We start from the raw sequence: 17394 nt of genomic DNA on the forward strand, positions 1-17394 counted from the left end.
TGGTCAGCAGGTGACCAAGCTCCTGAGGATTGCCGGCGATCAGCCGGCCTGGACGGTACCGACCGCCGAGCTGTAGCTGGCGGTCGCGCCGAACCGCGCCCCGATGATCGTGGCCGACCATGCGCTCCGATCCGGCGCGACCGGGTACAGGACCCGCGCGCCCGCCGAGATCGGCGCCAACCCCGTTCCGTCCATCAGGGCGATCCGCGCCGGGTCGCTCGCCGTCGTGAGCTCGGTCGGGTAGTTCCCGGCTCCGAACCGTCCCTCCAGGGCGTACGCCAGGGTTCCGGCGCCCATGGCGACCGCGGACCGCTCGGTGTCGAAGCTCGTCGGCTCGGGAACCGCGGGCGCCTGCGGGGCAGCAGCCTCGGCCGGGGCCGCTCCCTGCTCCGTGCTGTCGCCTGCAGCCGCTGGCTCCGGTGCGGCTTCTGCCGGTTCCTGCTCCTCGGTCGTGGGACCGGCCAGCGCCGCGTCGGGCGAGGACACCGCCATCGGGAACCCGGGGTCGAACACCTGCCCCTCGTGCGTCGCCGGCAGCGAGAGCACGGGCCACTGCACCCCGACGGTGGAGAGCCCGAACGCGAGCACCGCGTACGCCATGAGGGCCGTACCGACGGTGCCGAGCATGATCGCGCCGCGGCCGAACGCGCGCGCAACGCTGCCGAAGCGGCTCCGGTCGGTAACGAGACGGCGTCCGATGACGATGGCTGTGACACCGATGGTCGATGCGATGAACCCGCTCTGGACCCCGGCCTCCTGCGGCTCGGCGAGTGCCATGACGAGGCTGCCGAGTCCGAGGAACATCGCCAGGGCCGCCCAGGCCCACGGTCGGGTGGCTCGCCGTGCGCCTCGGGGCGGCTCGGCGGTCAGGAACGCGGACCTCGGCCGTCGCGGCGGCGGCCCGGACGGTGCGTCGGCGAAGTACCCCGGAGGAGACCAGTCACGTGGTCCCGGACCGCCCAGTGGCATCGTCGTCCCCTCGTTCTTCGTTCAACGACGGTCCGAGTCTGGCTGTCGGTCTCGAGTTGAGCGATCCCCAGAACTGGGTGGGTGCCGGGTTCGACACGGGGCGTGTCGAGGGCTCCGGAGTCCACGACGGTCCCGTCCGGAAGCGGACCGCCGGACCGCGTCGCCGGCAGCGAACGTGGCGTGACGATCTCGGTTCGCGATCGCCGGGGATCGTGAACCAGGATCGTCAGCCGCAGATCGCAACCAGCAGGTCCGCCAGGCCAGTCCCCGGCGGGCCGGCCTGGTCGGTGGTGGCCTAGCCCTGGGTGGAGTCCTCGGCCTCGGCGTCGGCGTCGTCGCCGGGGATCTCGCCGCGCATCTGCGCCCGGATCCCCGCGAGGACGTCGGCGTGCAGGAAGTTGGCGTCCTCGGCGCTGGTCGGGTCGACGACGATGCCGAACTCCTCGGGCACCGCGGTCACGAGCTCGGCCATGCGGACCGGGCGGGCCTCGGTGCCGGGGACGCCCTCGGTCAGTTCGGCGGGGTCGGTGAACACCGGGACGAACGGCAGGTCGCGGATCATCACGTGGGCGATGCTCCCGCCCTCGGGATCGCCCGCGGGCTTCCACGGCACCCACGCGGCACTGCCGAGGAACCCCTGCGCGGAGGATGCCATGCGGCGCCGCAGGGCTCCGGCGGGCGACTCGGTCCTGCCGGCACCGGGGCCGAACGCCGACCCGCTCGTGTCGTTGCTGCTCATGGGGGTTCCCTCCGCCGTGGTGTGCCCGGCCATGCTCCCACGACGGAGGAGCGGAACCGAATGCGCACTCCGGCCACCGGTGTCGGCGCTCGCGTCTACAGTCCGAGCAAGTCCGCACCTCCACGTCAGGAGCACCGTGCCACCACTGCAGTTGACCCGACGGTCGCTCCTCGCGGGCGCGCTCGGGCTCGGCGCGGCCACCGCCCTGAGCGGGTGCGTCGCGAACAACGGACCGCAGCCGAGCACGGCGGCGCCCGGGTCGAAGGCCGACATCGGCGAGGTCGAGGGCACACTGCGGTTCGCGTTCTGGGGCGGCAGCGACGGCGAGAACAGCGGCTTCGCCCGGGCCAAGGCCGGCTTCGAGCAACGGCACCCGAAAGCGACGATCGAACTGCAGACGCTGCCGTACGACGGGTTCTTCTCGGGCATCGACCGGGGCATCCTGTCGCGCACGGCTCCGGATGTGTTCCGGGTCGACTACACGAGCATCGGGAAGTACACCTCGCACGGGGTGCTGCTCGACATGACGCCGTACCTCAGCGCGTCCGAGGCGGAGGGGTTCCTACCGGCGCTGTACGACGCCGTGCAGTTCGAGGGCCGGACCTACGGCGTGCCGCACCAGACCGACACCTCGGCGATCGCATTCAGCCGGAAGGCCCTCGACGAAGCGGGCATCGGCGCCGTGCCGGACCGGCTTGACGACGCATGGACGCGGGAGGAGTTCACCGACGTCAGCACGAAGCTCCGGAAGGCCCTGCCCGACGACAAGTACCCGTTCGCCTACGACTGGACGGCCGCGGGCGCCTACCGCTGGGCGAGCTTCCTCTACCAGGCGGGCGGCTCACTGCTGACGGAGGACCTGCAGCACTCGGCGGTCGACGGGGACCCGGCGCGGAAGGCGATGGCGTTCACGCAGCGGTTCTTCGACGAGCGGTGGGTGCCGGCGAACAACACCATCAAGACCACGGTCTACTCGGACAACTTCTTCCTCAACCAGACCGTGGCGATGACCTTCATCGGGGACTTTCTCGTGCCCGAGCTCGCGGACGGCGCGAACGGGTACCAGGGCGGCGAGTGGGCGACGACCTACATGCCACGGGACCGGGCGGCGGCGTCGGACCTCGGCGGCAACGCCATCGTCGCCACGCGGGACACCGAGAACCCCGAGCTCGCGGCCGCGTTCCTCAAGTTCCTGGTCGAGGAGGAACAGATGCGGGACTTCTGCCAGCTCGCGAACGAACTCCCGACGCTGCAGACCCTGGCCGACCAGACGCTCGACTACGCGGTCCGCCCGGACGTCATGGGCGTGTTCGCCCAGCAGGCCACGACGATCACCGAGACGGCCGTGCGCGAGACCGTCGTGCCCGGCTTCGCCTCGATCAACACCGCACTGCAGGACCAGCTCGAACTCGCGTTCCACGGCCGGAGCACCGAGCAGGCGATCCGCGCGATCGACGCCGCGGTCGACCAGGCGGTGTCCGCGTGACGGGCGCGACCGAGCGCATCGGCGGCGCCACGGCGGGTGGAGCCGTGCGGCGCGGACCGCGGCGGTCCGCCGGGGTCTTCCGTGCCTCCAGTACGGCGGCCGCATCCGCGTTCCTGCTGCCGAACGTCGTGCTGATCGTCGTCTTCACGCTGCTGCCGCTCGTGTACGCGCTGGTGATCAGCTTCCAGGACCTCGACTCGCTCGGCGGGACGAGCTGGGCCGGCCTCGGCAACTACGCGAAGCTCGTCACCGACCCGGTGTTCTGGCAGTCGGTCTGGAACACCGGCGTGTTCACGCTGTTCACAGTGCCGGTCGGCATGGCGATCGGGCTCGGCATCGCGGTGCTGCTCAACGGTGTGCTGCCGGGCCGGACGGTGTTCCGGACGATCATCTTCCTGCCGCTCGTCGTGTCGGGTGTCGCCACGGGCGTGCTCGGCGCGTGGATGTTCGACCAGAACAACGGGTTCATCGACAAGTTCCTCGCGACGCTCGGGCTGCCGCAGGTCGACTGGCAGTCGAGCGGCGGGTGGGCGATGACGGCGGTCATCCTCATGACGCTCTGGCAGCGCATCGGCTTCGACATGCTCATCTACCTCGCGGGGCTGCAGGGCGTCGACCCCGCGGTGCAGGAGGCCGCGTCGACCGACGGTGCGACCGGCTGGCAGCGCTTCCGGCTCATCACGTTCCCGCTGCTCGGCCCGTCGACGTTCTTCCTGCTCGTGATGAACCTCATCTACTCGTTCCAGGTGTTCGACACCGTCTGGGCGATGACCCGCGGCGGGCCCGGGTACGGCACGACGACGGTGGTGTCCTACGCCTACCGGGTCGCGTTCGACGAGCACGGGCCGCAGCTGCTCGGCTACGGCGCGGCGGTCGGCATCGTGATCTACCTCGTGACGCTCCTCATCACGGGACTGCAGTGGCGCTTCAACGCCGGACGGGACCAGACGGACTGATGACCTCATCGACGTGGGACACCGGCGCGACGGCGTCCGGTCGGTCCGCCCGGGCCGCGAGCACCACCGCCACCCGGTCGCCCCGGAAGCGCGGCGGCAAGCTGCTCTGGCTGCGGCTGACCGTCGCGGTGCTCGTCACCGTCGTGATGGCGTTCCCGCTGTACTGGATGATCCTCACGGCGTTCTCGACCCGCGCCGACCTGTACGCGCCCGGGCTGCAGCTCTGGCCGCAGCACCCGACGCTGCAGAACTTCGTCCGGCCGTTCCAGGAGTTCCCGGTCTGGCGGTGGTTCGCGAACTCGCTGCTCGTGGCGGTCGTCGTCACGGCCATCACCGTGTTCTGCAACCTGCTCGCCGGGTACGCGTTCGCGAAGCTCCGGTTCCGCGGCCGGAACGCGCTGTTCCTGGTGCTGCTGTCGACGCTGATGATCCCGCCGCAGGCGATCATCGTGCCGCAGTTCTTCATCTCGATCGGTCTGCACCTGTACGGCGGGCTGTGGGCGGTGATCCTGCCCGAGGCCGCGGCGATCTTCGGGGTGTTCCTGGCCCGGCAGTTCTTCCTGGCGGTGCCCGACGAGCTCATCGAGGCGGCCCAGCTCGACGGCGCCGGACGCTTCCGCACGTTCGTGTCCGTCGTGCTGCCGCAGTGCCGGCCGCTCCTCGCGGTGCTCGTGCTGCTGACGTTCATGGGGGAGTGGAACGCGTTCGGCTGGCCGCTCGTGGCGCTGTCCGGCAACCAGGACCTGTTCACGGTGCCGATCGGCATCGTCGGGACCCTGCAGGGGCAGTACACGTCGGACTACGGCGCGATCATGGCCGTCAACCTGCTCATGATCCTGCCGATCGTCGCGCTCTTCCTCGCCTTCCAGCGGTACTTCGTCGAGGGCCTGTCACGGAGCGGCCTCCGGTGACGCCGGGTCCCCGTCCGACGTCGGACGACGCCCGTCGCTGGGTCACGGAGGACTTCGGCGTGCATGCGGTCTCCGTCGACGAGGTCACCGGCGGGACGGACACCTCGGCCGCCGTCTGGCGGATCACCGACCGCGAGGGCACCGCCTGGGCGGCGAAGTGGACCTCGCGCCCGAGCCGGACCGGGACGCGGCTGGTGTCCTCGATGGCCGGCGCCGGCCTCGACGGGACCCCCGCGGTGCGCGCGACGATCGACGGACGGCGCCGCAGCCGCCGTGCCGGCGGCAAGCTGGCGCTCACCCGGTGGTCGGACGGCGAGGACGCCGCCAACGTCGGGCTCGGCCTGGAGGCATGGCGTGCGTACGGCGCGCTCCTCGCGGACGTGCACGCCCACGCCTTCCCTGTGCCGCCCCGCCGGCAGGGTGCGCGTCGGGGCATCCGTCGCCGCCGGCGCCGGTACCGCGCCGAGATCCGCGCCCTCGACGCCGCCGCCGTGTCCGGCTCGGACCCGGTGCTCGACCTGTGGCGGGACGCGCGGGACCGCGTCGACCTGCTGCTGCGCGGGACGCAGCTCGAACCGGCCGCGGTGGGAGCCCCCGTGCCCTGTCACGGCGACCCGCACCTCGGCAACGTGCTCGTCGAACCCGACGGCTCGCTCCGGCTGGTCGATTGGGACGAGGCCGTCGTCGGACCGCGCGAGATCGACCTGCACCTGGTCGAGTTCAGCGTGCTGTTCGCACCCGCGACACCGGAGCAGCTCGCGGCCTTCCGCACCGGGTACGGCCCCGTCGAGCTCGACGAGTGCCGGCTCGTGCGGTACGCCTGCATCCGGGCGCTCGAGGACCTGACCTCGACGATGACGGCCGCCCTGGCGAGCACCGGAGCCGACCGGGACGAGGCACTCCGGGTGTCCACGGGCATCCTGGCGCCGACGGGCTCGGCGTCGCTCGTCGAGCCACGGCTGTGGGAGGCCCTCGTCTCGCAGGGCGTCTGACGACGACGGCGCCCGACCCACGAGGTGGGCCGGGCGCCGGACGGACCACGCTCAGTACTTGGCCGACTGCCCGCCGTCGATCGGGACGACCGTCGCGTTGACGTACGAGGCGTCGTCGGACAGCAGGAAGGCGACGACGGCGGCGATCTCGGGGGCCTCACCGTAGCGCTTCGTGGGGTTGACCTGGATGAACTCCTCGGCGGCCTTCCGCGGGTTCTCCGCGTCGATCTGCTTCATCGAGTTCTCGACCATCGGCGTCCAGATCGCACCGGGGGCGATGGCGTTGATGCGGATGCCGTACTGGCCGTACTCCACGGCGGAGTTGCGGGTGAGGCCGACGACACCGTGCTTGGCGGCCGCGTAGCCGGACTGGTTGCCGATGCCGCGGATGCCACCGACGCTCGCGGTGTTCACGACCATGCCCGAGCCCTGCTCGCGCATGACCCGCAGCACCTTCTCGAGCCCGAGGAACACGCCACGGAGGTTGATCGACACGACCTTGTCGAACTCGGCGGCGGTGAAGGACTCGGTGGGGTTCTGCTTGCCCTCGATGCCGGCGTTGTTGAAGAAGCCGTCGATGCGGCCGAAGCGCTCGGTGGTGGCGGTGACGTAGGCGTCGACCTGGGCCTCGTCGGAGACGTCGGCGACGGTGGTGAGCACCTGGGCGTCGGGGCTCGCCTCGAGGACGGCGGCCTTCGTGGCCTCGAGTCCCTCGCTGGAGACGTCGACGAGCGACAGCTGAGCACCTTCGGCGGCCAGGCGGACGGCGGTCGCGCGGCCGAGGCCGGACCCGCCGCCGGTGATGAGGACGACGCGGTCGGTGAAGCGGGTGGTGGATGTCATGGATGGCCTCCTGCGGTCTTCGACGATGAAGGGCTCGGGTCCAGCGGTGGGTCGACGAGTCCGTTCGATGCATCTGCATCGATAGCTCTAGGCTACACCTGTCGTTTTGCTCGGTCGGTCAGTCGCTCAGCAGCGCGCGAGCACCCGCTCCATCGCGTCGCGCTCCGCGGGCGCCACCCAGAGCCGGTACGTCGTCTTCACCGTGATCTGGTGCTCGACGTAGGTGCAGCGGAACGCCGTGTCCGCGGGCAACCACGTCGCCGCGTCGCCCGAACGCTTCTGCGCGTTCGAGTGGCCGTCGACGGCGAACAGGTTCGCGGGGTCGTTCGCCAGGGCTTCGCGCTGCTCCTGCGTCAGCTGCTGTGCGCCGGTGCGCCAGGCGTTCTCGAGCGCGACGACGTGGTCGATCTGCACGAGGGTCGAGGTCCGGTTCCCGCGGACGAAGTCCACCCGCTCGCCGGTGTACGGGGAGATCAGCGTGCCGCGCAGGACCTTGCAGGGCCCCTGCCGCTCGATGTTCGTCAGGTCGCGGGCGAGCACGTCGTTCCGGGTGTCGCAGCCGTTGTGGTCGACGTCGAGCCAGGCGGTGCCGAAGCGGGCCTCGCGGTCGTAGCCGGTCGCGGCGGCCTTGCCCTTCACGGGCAGGGCAGCGAGCTCGCGGCGGGCGGTCGCGGCTGGGGTCGCGTCGGTCGGGCTGGTCGCGTCGGTCGCCTCGGTCGGGCTGGTCGGCTCGGTCGCGTCGACGGTCGGCCGGGAGGCGCCGCCCGCCTCGGCCCCGCCGCCCGCGTCGGCCGTCGGTGCGGTGGTGATCGTCGGTGCCGCCGTCGACGAGGACGTCCCGTCCGCGGCGGCGTCGGCGTCCGCGTCGGTCACGCCGGTGGTGTGCAGCAGCCATCCGGCGAGGGCGACGACCGCGACGAGGCCGAGCGACGTCAGCGATGCCCGAGCCCTGCGGCGCGAGGAGGTGGAACGGGCGGAACGCGGACGGCGTCGACGGGACGTCATGGGGAGGCCTTCGGTGGTGCGGTGGAGCGGGCCCGGGTGGACCGTTCACGATCATCCCGTGCGGCACCGACGAACCAGGGCGTAGACACGGGGCATGACCGATCACGCGAACCCCTCCGTGCCCGTCACCGGTGGATCGATGCCGCTCCTCGGCTTCGGCACCTGGCAGATCCCCGACGCCGACGCTCCCGCCGCCGTGGGCGCTGCGCTCGAGGCCGGCTACCGCCACATCGACACCGCCACGGGCTACTCGAACCAGCGCGGCGTGGGGAAGGCGCTCGCCGACGCCGGCCTGGCCCGCGACGACGTCTTCGTCACGACGAAGCTCCCGCCGGACAACGCCGACCGGGTGCGCCAGACCATCGAGGAGAGCCTCGAGCAGCTCGGGCTCGACCACCTCGACCTGTGGCTCGTGCACTGGCCGCCGAACGGCGAGGCCCGACCCGACGTGTGGGAGCAGGTCGTCCAGGCGCAGGCCGACGGGCTGACCCGTGCGGTGGGCGTGAGCAACTACTCGCTCGCGCAGATCGACGAGCTGACCGACGCGACCGGGACGACCCCGGCCGTGAACCAGATCCGGTGGAGCCCCGCCGAGTACGACGCCGAGGTCGCCGCGGGGCTGCACGAACGCGGCGTGGTGCTCGAGGGCTACAGCCCGTTCAAGGCGAGCAACTTGCAGGACCCGACGCTCGTCGAGATCGCGGAGGCGAACGACGCCGACAGCGCGCAGGTCATCGTCGCGTGGCACGTGGCGCACGGGTTCGTCGTGATCCCGAAGTCGTCGAACCCGGAGCGCATCCGGTCGAACGCGCTCGGGGCGCACCTCGAGCTGACCGCCGACGAGGTGTCGCGGATCGACGGTCTCGCCGGCTGAACCGGATGCGACGGCGGGCTCAGGTCGGGAACGGCCAGGGCCCGCCGTCGTCGTCGGGCTCGGCGAGGTCGAGTCCCTCGGCCTGGGCGATGCGGCGGAGCTTCCGGTCGAAGGTGGCGAGCTGGCCGTGCACGGCCTGCGCCGTGACGAGGACGACCGCGTCCGGCATGCCGAGCCGGCGGCTGGCGCGAATGTCCGCCGCCCGGCGTGCGGTACGGCCCGTGACCGGGACGACCGACACGCCGAGTCGTTCGATGGTGCCGCGCTCACGGTCGGCGTGCCCACGGGACGCCGGTCGCACGAGCATCTCGGCGAGGGTCAGGGCCGAGGTGCAGAACTCGTCCCACGCGTGGTCCTCGACCAGGTCGTACGCCCGCTCGTGCAGGCCGTCGCCCTCGTCGAGCAGCGCGATCACGACGTTCGCGTCGAGGACCATCACCGTGCCGGCCGCCTCCGCCGATGCCCCTCGAACACGCTCGACCAGACGCCTCGGCTGCCGCCGAAGGAGCCGCCGAGCGTGACCTCGGCGCCGTTGCGCAGGCGGAAGGTGGACGTCGCCGTGGTGCCGTCGCGCCGGACCACTCCTGTTCGCGGCGGCGCCTGATCGGCGTGCGACTCGAGATCGGCGTGCGGCTCGACGTCCGGATCGGCCGGAGTCGGTGTCAGGAGGCCCGCGACCGGGACCTGCGGAGCGGGACGGGGCTGGGCGGAGCGGCTGGTCTCGACGAACATGCGGCGACGGTACCGACGTGGGCGTCCGGACGCGAAGGAGTTCGTATGTCGCGGCTCAGGTGAGGAGCGAGCGGATGTCCTCGGCGGTCAGGTCGTCGGCGAACAGGGCGTCGTCGTCGATCATGGTCGCGAAGAGTTCGGCCTTCTTGGCGGCGAGGGCGAGGACCTTCTCCTCGATGGTGTCCTCGGCGATGAAGCGCTGCACGTTCACGGAGCGGGTCTGCCCGATGCGGTGCGTCCGGTCGACCGCCTGGGACTCGGCGGCCGGGTTCCACCAGGGATCGAGCACGAAGACGGTGTCCGCCTCGGTCAGCGTCAGCCCGAAGCCGCCGGCCTTGAGGGAGATGAGGAACGCCGGTGCCGCGCCGGTCCGGAAGCGGTCGATGACCTGCGGGCGCTTCCGGGTCGAGCCGTCGAGGTACTCGTACCCGATGCCTCGGGCGTCGAGTGCCTCGGCGACCATGCGCAGGAACGTGGTGAACTGGCTGAAGACCAGGGCGCGGCGGCCCTCGGCGGCGAGCTGCTCGAGCTCGTCGAGCAGCAGGTCGAGCTTCGCCGAGGGGATGGGATCCGCACCGGCGGCGATGTCGTCGTCGGCGTCGTGGTCCGTCTGCTGCACGAGCGCCGGCGACAGGGCGAGCATCCGGAGGAGGGTCAGCGACCGGAAGACGATCATCCGGTTGCGCGCCAGGTCGTCGATGAGGTCGAGGACCTTCAGGCGCTCCCGGTTGAGGGTCCGCTCGTACAGCGCGCGGTGCGCGGGGTCGAGCGTCACCCGGACGACCTGCTCCTGCTTCGGCGGCAGGTCGGCGGCGACGCTCTCCTTCGTCCGGCGGAGCATGAGCGGTCGGATCCGACGCCGGAGCCGGTCGGTGAGCTCCTTGCGGGCGTCCCCGCGCAGGTCGGGGGAGCCGAGCGGCTTGACGTAGTCGTCGCCGAACCGGGACCACGACGACAGCAGCCCGGGCGCGACGACGTGGAACAGCGCCCAGAGGTCGGTCAGCCCGTTCTCGAGCGGGGTCCCCGTGACCGCGAACTTCACCGGCGCGGGCAGCTCGGCCGCGACCCGGTGCGTCTGCGACTGCGGGTTCTTCACGAACTGCGCCTCGTCGAGCACGAGCGCCGACCAGGACACTCCGGTGTACTCGGCGGCGTCGAGCCGGAGCAGTGCGTACGAGGTCACGACGACGTCGGACTCCGCCGCCGCTCGGGCGACCCGGGCGTGGTCCTTGAGCGAGGTCGCGGTGACGGCGGTCACCCGCAGGGAGGGGGTGAAGCGGGCTGCCTCGTCCGCCCAGTTGCCGACGACCGAGGTCGGCGCGACGACGAGGAACGGCGGAGCGTCGGGCTCGGACCGGCGGGCGGCGGCGATCATGGACAGCACCTGCAGGGTCTTGCCGAGGCCCATGTCGTCGGCGAGCACCCCGCCGATGCCGTGCTCCCGCAGGAACCGGAGCCAGGCGTAGCCGGCGTGCTGGTAGGGGCGGAGCTCGGCGTGCACGGTGTCCGGCACGGGGACCTCGTCCTGCGGTGCGGCGTCGAGCAGACCCGCTGCGATCCGCTGCCAGCGCTCGTCGTGCTCCGTCTCGTCGGCCAGCTGGTCGAACTCCGACCACAGTCCGGCCTGCAGCGGGGTCACCGTCAGGGCCTGGTCGGGTTCCCACTCGTCGAGCTCGCGCGCTTCCTCGATGAGTTCCTTGAGCCGGTCGAACGTCGGGTCGGCCAGCGACAGGTACGACCCGTCGATGAGCTTCATGCGGCGGTCACGCTTCGCCAGCGCCCGGAGCAGCGGGGTGAACGGTATCTGCCGCCCGTTCACGGTGACGAAGATGCCGAGGTCGAACCAGTCGTGCTTCTCGGACGGCATCGTCGTGACGCGGATGTGCGGTCGCCCGGTCAGCCGCTCGTGGTCGCCGGGCTCGCCCTGCACGACCGTCCGGACACCGAGTGCGGGCAGGGCTGGCAGGAGTTCGGTCGCGAAGACGGCGACGTCCGCACCGTCGACCGTGCCGTCCTCGAACCAGGCGAGACCGCCGCCGGGGCCGGTCGTCTCGGACTCGTCGGCGGCGTGCAGCCCGCTGAGGTCGGGGAGCGGCCCGTGCAGCGTGACCGGGTCCTTCCGTCCGTCGACGTGCCACCGCCACTGCAGGTGCAGGCGGTCGTCGGTCCGGGGTGCCCGGGCGGGTTCGAACGTCGCCGTCAGGACGAGCTCGGGCGGTGTCCGCTCGGGGAGTTCGACCGAGCCGTCGGAGCTGACGAGACCGAGCGCGCCGCGGAGCCGCGGCGACCAGTCGGCCAGGAACTCGTCGACGGCATCGGACGGCACGGTGATGCGCGCGCCCTCGACGAGCATGCGGCGCTGGTCCTCGGGGACCGGAACCGGGGTCGGGGCGAGGGTGACGTGGAACTCGGGGCTCTCGCGGAAGGCGTAGACACCGTGGTCGCCGATCGTGCGCGCCGAGCCGTCGGGTACCGGGCGCCCGTCGACGACCGCACTCGCACCGATGACGAGCGCGCCGTCGTGCCGGGCTGCGTCGAGGAGTACGCGCGCGTCGCCGCCGAGGACCGCGCCGCCCTCGCGCTTGCCCGTCACGAAGGCGATCCCGAGCCCGGCTGCCTGCCGGAGCAGCGGCCAGAGCAGGGGGCTGCCGAAGTCGTCGAGGTGCACCCAGTCGCTCTCGCCGGGGAGCCCCGCGAGCTGCCCGGCGCGGTGCAGCGCGGAGAACTGCAGGAACCAGGCGTGCTGTTCGGGCGCGATGCCGAGCCGGTTCATCGAGTAGGGGAGCGTGCCCCAGGTGAGCTGCCCTCGGACCCAGTTGCCGGCGGCGCTGCGGGTCACCGGGCGGACGCCGAGCCGCACGCTGCGGGCACGGGACGGCAGCGCCCGGCCGGCGGCGCGCGCACGGGAGGCGAGTGCGGCGGGGACCGCGTCGCGCAACTCGAACTGCAGACCCGTGGGGGTGCCCTGCGGGGCGACCGCCCGGTCGTCGTCACCGGCGAGGCGGGCGAGGTCGAGCCTCCAGTCCGGGGCAGGCGGTGGGGCGAGGGGAGCCGCTGCTCGGGGTTCGGCGGCGAGGGCCCGCGCGTTGATGGTGAGGAGCGCGGCGGCGACGTGCTTGCAGTCGCCGCCGAGGGGGCAGGAACACGTGCTGCGGACGGGGCGGACGAACTCGCCGCGGGCGACGGTGGTCTCGACGCGGAGCTCGTACGGGTCGTCGGCGGAGCCGGAGACGGTCGCGGTGACCGTGCCGTCGTCGTCGTGCCAGGTTGCGTCCTCGACCAGGCCGGCGCGGACCACGTCGCGCGCGCGGCCGAAGGTCTGTGGCCCGACGAACCGGATGACGTCGACGGCGTCGATCATCGGGGCGGCGGGCACGGGTCCATCGTGCCAGGCGCCACCGACCTCCGCTGCTGGCCCTCCGCTGCTAGCGTGGGCGGGCGCCGGAGGGCGCGCGACACGAGGGGGATCGCATGGGGAACGCAGCGCGCGGCGCAGTCGTGGTGGCAGGGGCGGTGGCGACGGTGGTCGCCCTGTCGGGATGCAGTGTGCTCGGTGCGGGGACACGGACGGCCGAGGCGCCGGCTCCGAGCCCGACCGCGACCGCGGCGACGCCCGGCACGGCGTCCTGCGACCTGGCCTCCGGCACCGGCTCCGTGTCGATCGAGGAGACCGCGGACGCCTACCGCGTCGAGTGGTCCGGCGTGCCGACGGACGACGACGGGGCGCGGCAGGAGTACCAGGTACAGCTCGGCACCGCGTCGCAGGACGACCACATCACGATGTACATCGAGTTCGACAGCATCACCGGGGCGACCACCTACGGATGGTTCGACCCGGACACCCTCGACGTCGATCCGGTGCCCGGTGACCCGGACACGTCGGCCGGCACCGTGGTCGGTGTCTTCCCGAAGCAGCGGGACATCGACGCTTCGTACTGGTCGCCGTCGTGGTCGAAGACCACCACCGAGGACTCGGACACGACGTACTGCACCCAGGACGGCCAGGTCCTCGACTGGACGCCGCTCGACTGACGTGACTTGTCCGCGTCCCGTTCTGGGGGCGTCGCTGACAGCGGCTCAGGTGCAGGATCGATGCGTGCTGCAGTCACTGGTGTACATGAGTTCCGCCACCGAGCCCTTCGACGAGGGCGACCTCGAGGCGGTGCTCGACCACGCCCGGACACGGAACACCGCCGACGGGCTGACCGGCATGCTCGTGCACCGCGGCGGGCGCTTCATGCAGCTGCTCGAGGGGCCGTACGACGCGGTGATGGCGACGTACGCGCGCATCGTCGCGGACGAGCGGCACGACGACGTCCGGCTGCTCGTCGAGGAGTCCATCCACACGCGACGGTTCCCGGAGTGGTCGATGGCGTACGACCGCGAGACCGACGGCGTCGAGGTGCCCGAGGGCTTCAGCACCTTCCTCGACCACGGAGACGACAGCGCCGACCAGAGCCGCCCCCGCGAGCTGCTGCGGTGGTTCCGCAACCACCCGATGGCGGACCCGACGGCGGCGAAGGGCAAGCACCGGCGCGACGCCTGACGCCCTGCCGCCGTCGCGCTCGGAGACCCGGATCGATCGGGTCATACTGGTTCGGTGACGACACTGCGAGGCATGATCCGCTCGACCGAGACGCGCGAGGCCGAGGGCTACGCGGACTCCGTCGTGGCGGCCAAGGAGGCAGCCGTCGCCGCACTCGACCTGGACGGGTTCGCGCTGCTGCAGACGAACGCGGTCGAGAGCAAGGCGACGGGGGAGACCACGATCAAGGCGACCGCGCGGTCGACCGCGACGCGGGAGCACGAGGCGTCGGGGCCGAACTACGTGGCGGCGCTGGCGGCGTACCGGAACACGGTGCCGGAGGGGTGGCAGGCGCAGCACGTGTGGGTGGTGGCGGAGTAGCGCGTCCGGCGCCCTCGTTCGTTCCTGCTCGTCCTGCTCCTCCTGCTCGTTCTTGCTCGTTCCTCAGCCGGTGGGCGCGCCCGTCACGGGGTTCGTCGACCCTGTAGACCGTCGGCTCCGGGACGGGCACGGAAGCGTGCTGCCGGAGCCAGAAGCCGCCACCGCCCACGGTGAGCCGGTAGGGGCCGGGGGCCCGGTCGTACCGTCGTGCGACGGCGTCCCGGTTGTCGGCGAAGATGCCCCGGGAGAGGGTGAGGTGCCCGCAGTCCGTCGTCTCGAGCGACACGGCCGGGTGCGAGGACCCCACACCCTTCAACGAGCGGTTGGACACGGTGACGGCTCGCGCCGACGTGATCGTGCAGGTCACCTGCTCCTGGTGCGCGTCGTCGTAGGCGATCATGACGGGCAGCCCCGGGAACGCCGACAGCGTCGTGAGGAAGAAGGCCACGGAGAACAGCGTGAAGAGCACGTTGCGCACCCGTCTGGGCTCCCGGTCGACGGTGAGCTTGTCGAAGAAGCTCGTGAACGCCGTCCACGGTTCGGTGGCGTTCTGTTCGAGCCAGTGGACGAGGACGTCGTGGTTGTGGCGGAACCGGTCCGTGGAGAAGCCTCGACCACGCGCGGTCCTGCCGCGGATCGTGGTGTTGCCCGGTCCCGAGGCGCTGAACCCGACGAGTTCGCCGGGCGAGATCGTCACGGTCCGCCGCATGTGCGGTACCACCTCGAGCCGATCGGGGAACACACGGATGCGGTTCCGGATGCTCCCGACGCTCAGGTACAGGCCGAGGACGCCGGCGACGAGCACCAGGCCGCTCGTCCACAGCTGGGTGAACCAGGCACTTCCGAACACCAGGCGGGTCGAGGCCAGCCAGACCCCGAGCGCGAGGACGCCCGCGCACAGTGCTGTCCACGCGACCGGCGCGATGACGCCGCCGCGGACCGTGACCGGGCGCGCCCCGACGACGGCCCGTGCCGCTTCCCCCACCACGGGTCGACCATATACGTCGAGGAGCAAGGACGACACGGATGCTCAGGACGGGTGCTTCGCAGAAGCGACGTCCTGCCGAGGTGACAACACGGCCGAGGAACGCCCAGGATGACCGTCGTGAGCACATCCGAGACGATCGACGAGCCGTTCGCGAACGAGTTCGTGGCGGCTGTCCGTGCCCGCTTTCACGACAGCGGACTCCTGCGTAACGGCACGGAGTGGGTCGCCGGTGGCGTGCAGCCGCCGGACGCGGCGGTCATCCTCTACCGGGACCGGCCCGGCGGACCGGTACTCGGTCGGCGCTACCTCCTGCGGGAGTACTCGGCCCTCTTCGGCGGTGCGACGGCGCAGTGGCTGGCGACGGAGGCGTGGGTGTCCGACATCACGGCCCCGTCGGGGGACGGAGAGCGGAAGGACGTCGACTGGGCGGACGGACTCGTGCGGGAGCCGGGGGACGTCCGCTGGCTCGACCAGGACGGGCGGTACGCGTGCTCTCCTGACGGGAGGACGCGCACCGTCGCCCTCGGGGTGAGGAGCCTCAGCGCTGCTCTGCGGCCAGCTTGCTGTGCTTCCGCGAGTACCCGAAGTACACCCCGAGCCCGATCGCGAACCAGATCGCGAACCGCACCCAGGTCTCCCACTGCAGGAACGTCACGAGCCACAGCGACGCGACGACCCCGATGATCGGCACGACGGGCATGAACGGGAGCCGGAACTGCCGGTCGAGGTCGGGCCGCCGGTAGCGCAGCACGATCACCGCCGAGCAGACGACGACGAACGCGAGCAGGATCCCGATGTTCGTCAGCTCCGCGACGACGCCGATCGGCAGCAGCCCCGCGAGCACCGCCGATGCGATGCCGAGGATCCACGTCACCCGGGTCGGCACGTGCCGCTTCGGGTCGGTCTTCGCGAACCACTTCGGCATGAGCCCGTCCCGGCTCATCGAGAACCAGACGCGCGAGGCCCCGAGCATGAAGGTGACCAGCACGGTCACGATGCCGACGATCGCCCCGATCGCGATGACGTTCGCGACCCCGCCGAGCCCGACCGATGCGAACGCCGACGAGAACCCCGAGGCGGGGTCGATGTCGGTGTACTTCTGCATGCCGGTGAGCACGAGCGTCGCCAGGACGTAGAGCACCATCGCGATGCCGAGCGACAGCAGGATCGCCTTCGGCATGTGCTTCCGCGCGTCGGTGGACTCCTCGGCGGCGGTGGACATCGCGTCGTAGCCGAACACGGCGAAGAACACCGTGGCGGCGCCGGTCATCACGCCGCCGAAGCCGAACGGGAAGTACGGCGAGTAGTTCGCGCTGTTGATGTGGAAGACCCCGAGCACGACGATGAGCACGACGAGGGCGACCTTGATCGCGACGGCGACGAGCTCGAAGCGCGCCGCGCTCCGGATGCCCCGGGTCAGCACGAACGCGGTGAGCAGGCAGAGGACGATCGCGAACACGTCGACGACGTGGCCGTCACCGGTCCCGGGCGCGCCGAGCATCCACGCGGGCAGCTCGATGCCGAACTGGCCGACCAGGAACCCGACGTAGCCCGAGATACCGATCGCGACGACGGCGACGATCGCGGTGTACTCGAGCAGCAGGTCCCAGCCGATGAACCACCCGACGACCTCGCCGAGCACGGCGTACCCGTACGTGTAGGCGCTGCCGGCCTTCGGGATCATCCCGGCGAACTCGGCGTACGACAGCGCGGCGGCGGCACTGGCGACACCGGCGATCAGGAAGCTGATGAGGACGGCGGGGCCGGCGACGCCGTTCGCGACGGTGCCGGCGAGGGTGAAGATGCCCGCGCCGATGATGCCGCCGATGCCGATGGCCGTGAGCTGCCAGAGCCCGAGGTGCCGTTTCAGGCCGCCCTCGCCCTCGGGGTCGTCGTCGATCGTGTCGATGGGCTTCCGCCGGAAGATCCCCTGTGTCGTCGTCGTCACGCGCCCACTCTGCTCCTTCTGCGGCGGCGGTGGTAGACCCGGCTG

At 71.7% G+C, this 17394-nt stretch carries 16 protein-coding genes; 7 read left to right on the forward strand and 9 right to left on the reverse strand.

Going from position 1 to position 17394, the window contains the following annotated elements:
• Positions 1–39 precede the first annotated feature (39 nt).
• The gene (locus PIJ49_RS09425) at positions 40–804 is read right to left on the reverse strand and encodes a hypothetical protein (protein ID WP_271826438.1); all 765 of its coding nucleotides are present in this window, start codon (positions 802–804) and stop codon (positions 40–42) included.
• 460 nt (positions 805–1264) lie between these two features.
• Positions 1265–1708 carry an SseB family protein gene (locus PIJ49_RS09430; protein WP_271826439.1) on the reverse strand — a complete coding sequence of 148 codons (444 nt, stop codon included), beginning with the start codon at positions 1706–1708 and terminating at the stop codon, positions 1265–1267.
• A gap of 136 nt (positions 1709–1844) precedes the next feature.
• Between PIJ49_RS09430 and PIJ49_RS09435 the strand changes: the two genes are divergently transcribed.
• The 4 genes from PIJ49_RS09435 to PIJ49_RS09450 are packed head-to-tail and all read left to right on the forward strand — an operon-like array spanning position 1845 to position 6053.
• Positions 1845–3194, forward strand: a complete 1350-nt coding sequence (locus PIJ49_RS09435; RefSeq protein ID WP_271826440.1) for an ABC transporter substrate-binding protein — start codon at positions 1845–1847, stop codon at positions 3192–3194.
• Positions 3191–4150, forward strand: coding sequence for a carbohydrate ABC transporter permease (locus tag PIJ49_RS09440; RefSeq protein WP_271826441.1), 960 nt, complete (start codon positions 3191–3193; stop codon positions 4148–4150). Before PIJ49_RS09435 ends, PIJ49_RS09440 begins: the two co-directional genes overlap by 4 nt.
• Entirely contained in the window at positions 4150–5061 is a 912-nt protein-coding gene (locus tag PIJ49_RS09445) for a carbohydrate ABC transporter permease (RefSeq protein WP_271826442.1), read from the forward strand. Before PIJ49_RS09440 ends, PIJ49_RS09445 begins: the two co-directional genes overlap by 1 nt.
• Before the next feature lie 59 nt (positions 5062–5120).
• The gene (locus tag PIJ49_RS09450) at positions 5121–6053 is read left to right on the forward strand and encodes an aminoglycoside phosphotransferase family protein (protein WP_271826443.1); all 933 of its coding nucleotides are present in this window, start codon (positions 5121–5123) and stop codon (positions 6051–6053) included.
• A 51-nt stretch (positions 6054–6104) separates the two neighbouring features.
• Here the strand turns inward: PIJ49_RS09450 and PIJ49_RS09455 are convergent, their stop codons facing one another.
• Positions 6105–6896 carry an SDR family oxidoreductase gene (locus tag PIJ49_RS09455; RefSeq protein ID WP_271826444.1) on the reverse strand — a complete coding sequence of 264 codons (792 nt, stop codon included), beginning with the start codon at positions 6894–6896 and terminating at the stop codon, positions 6105–6107.
• Between the two features lie 126 nt (positions 6897–7022).
• On the reverse strand, positions 7023–7901 hold the full coding sequence (locus PIJ49_RS09460; protein ID WP_271826445.1) for an HNH endonuclease family protein: 879 nt from the start codon (positions 7899–7901) through the stop codon (positions 7023–7025).
• Between the two features lie 94 nt (positions 7902–7995).
• Between PIJ49_RS09460 and PIJ49_RS09465 the strand changes: the two genes are divergently transcribed.
• Positions 7996–8775 carry an aldo/keto reductase gene (locus PIJ49_RS09465; RefSeq protein WP_271826446.1) on the forward strand — a complete coding sequence of 260 codons (780 nt, stop codon included), beginning with the start codon at positions 7996–7998 and terminating at the stop codon, positions 8773–8775.
• A 19-nt stretch (positions 8776–8794) separates the two neighbouring features.
• Here PIJ49_RS09465 and PIJ49_RS09470 read toward each other — a convergent pair whose 3' ends face one another.
• The 3 genes from PIJ49_RS09470 to PIJ49_RS09480 are packed head-to-tail and all read right to left on the reverse strand — an operon-like array spanning position 8795 to position 12883.
• Complete coding sequence (locus PIJ49_RS09470) at positions 8795–9211, reverse strand: type II toxin-antitoxin system VapC family toxin (protein ID WP_271826463.1); 417 nt, start codon at positions 9209–9211, stop codon at positions 8795–8797.
• Positions 9211–9507, reverse strand: a complete 297-nt coding sequence (locus PIJ49_RS09475; RefSeq protein WP_271826447.1) for a hypothetical protein — start codon at positions 9505–9507, stop codon at positions 9211–9213. Before PIJ49_RS09475 ends, PIJ49_RS09470 begins: the two co-directional genes overlap by 1 nt.
• Before the next feature lie 55 nt (positions 9508–9562).
• On the reverse strand, positions 9563–12883 hold the full coding sequence (locus PIJ49_RS09480; protein WP_271826448.1) for a DEAD/DEAH box helicase: 3321 nt from the start codon (positions 12881–12883) through the stop codon (positions 9563–9565).
• Positions 12884–12978: 95 nt separating this feature from the next.
• Here PIJ49_RS09480 and PIJ49_RS09485 point away from each other — a divergent pair, with 95 nt between their 5' ends.
• Together PIJ49_RS09485 and PIJ49_RS09490 are read left to right on the forward strand one after the other, a co-directional pair.
• The gene (locus PIJ49_RS09485) at positions 12979–13539 is read left to right on the forward strand and encodes a hypothetical protein (RefSeq protein ID WP_251160162.1); all 561 of its coding nucleotides are present in this window, start codon (positions 12979–12981) and stop codon (positions 13537–13539) included.
• A 64-nt stretch (positions 13540–13603) separates the two neighbouring features.
• Positions 13604–14053 carry a BLUF domain-containing protein gene (locus PIJ49_RS09490; protein WP_251160161.1) on the forward strand — a complete coding sequence of 150 codons (450 nt, stop codon included), beginning with the start codon at positions 13604–13606 and terminating at the stop codon, positions 14051–14053.
• A 223-nt stretch (positions 14054–14276) separates the two neighbouring features.
• Here PIJ49_RS09490 and PIJ49_RS09495 read toward each other — a convergent pair whose 3' ends face one another.
• The gene (locus tag PIJ49_RS09495; RefSeq protein ID WP_251160160.1) at positions 14277–15401 is read right to left on the reverse strand and encodes a hypothetical protein; all 1125 of its coding nucleotides are present in this window, start codon (positions 15399–15401) and stop codon (positions 14277–14279) included.
• Between the two features lie 538 nt (positions 15402–15939).
• The gene (locus PIJ49_RS09500; RefSeq protein ID WP_271826449.1) at positions 15940–17349 is read right to left on the reverse strand and encodes an amino acid permease; all 1410 of its coding nucleotides are present in this window, start codon (positions 17347–17349) and stop codon (positions 15940–15942) included.
• Between the last annotated feature and the right edge of the window lie 45 nt (positions 17350–17394).

The sequence above is a fragment of the Curtobacterium uvaldense genome (assembly GCF_028307415.1).
In the GTDB taxonomy this organism is placed as follows: domain Bacteria; phylum Actinomycetota; class Actinomycetes; order Actinomycetales; family Microbacteriaceae; genus Curtobacterium.

Coding starts and splice junctions, on each gene's coding strand:
- PIJ49_RS09455 (WP_271826444.1), bottom strand. CDS start 6,896: ATGACATCCACCACCCGCTTCACCGACCGCGTCGTCCTCATCACCGGC.
- PIJ49_RS09475 (WP_271826447.1), bottom strand. CDS start 9,507: ATGTTCGTCGAGACCAGCCGCTCCGCCCAGCCCCGTCCCGCTCCGCAG.
- PIJ49_RS09460 (WP_271826445.1), bottom strand. CDS start 7,901: ATGACGTCCCGTCGACGCCGTCCGCGTTCCGCCCGTTCCACCTCCTCG.
- PIJ49_RS09425 (WP_271826438.1), bottom strand. CDS start 804: ATGTTCCTCGGACTCGGCAGCCTCGTCATGGCACTCGCCGAGCCGCAG.
- PIJ49_RS09485 (WP_251160162.1), top strand. CDS start 12,979: ATGGGGAACGCAGCGCGCGGCGCAGTCGTGGTGGCAGGGGCGGTGGCG.
- PIJ49_RS09470 (WP_271826463.1), bottom strand. CDS start 9,211: ATGGTCCTCGACGCGAACGTCGTGATCGCGCTGCTCGACGAGGGCGAC.
- PIJ49_RS09445 (WP_271826442.1), top strand. CDS start 4,150: ATGACCTCATCGACGTGGGACACCGGCGCGACGGCGTCCGGTCGGTCC.
- PIJ49_RS09430 (WP_271826439.1), bottom strand. CDS start 1,708: ATGAGCAGCAACGACACGAGCGGGTCGGCGTTCGGCCCCGGTGCCGGC.
- PIJ49_RS09465 (WP_271826446.1), top strand. CDS start 7,996: ATGACCGATCACGCGAACCCCTCCGTGCCCGTCACCGGTGGATCGATG.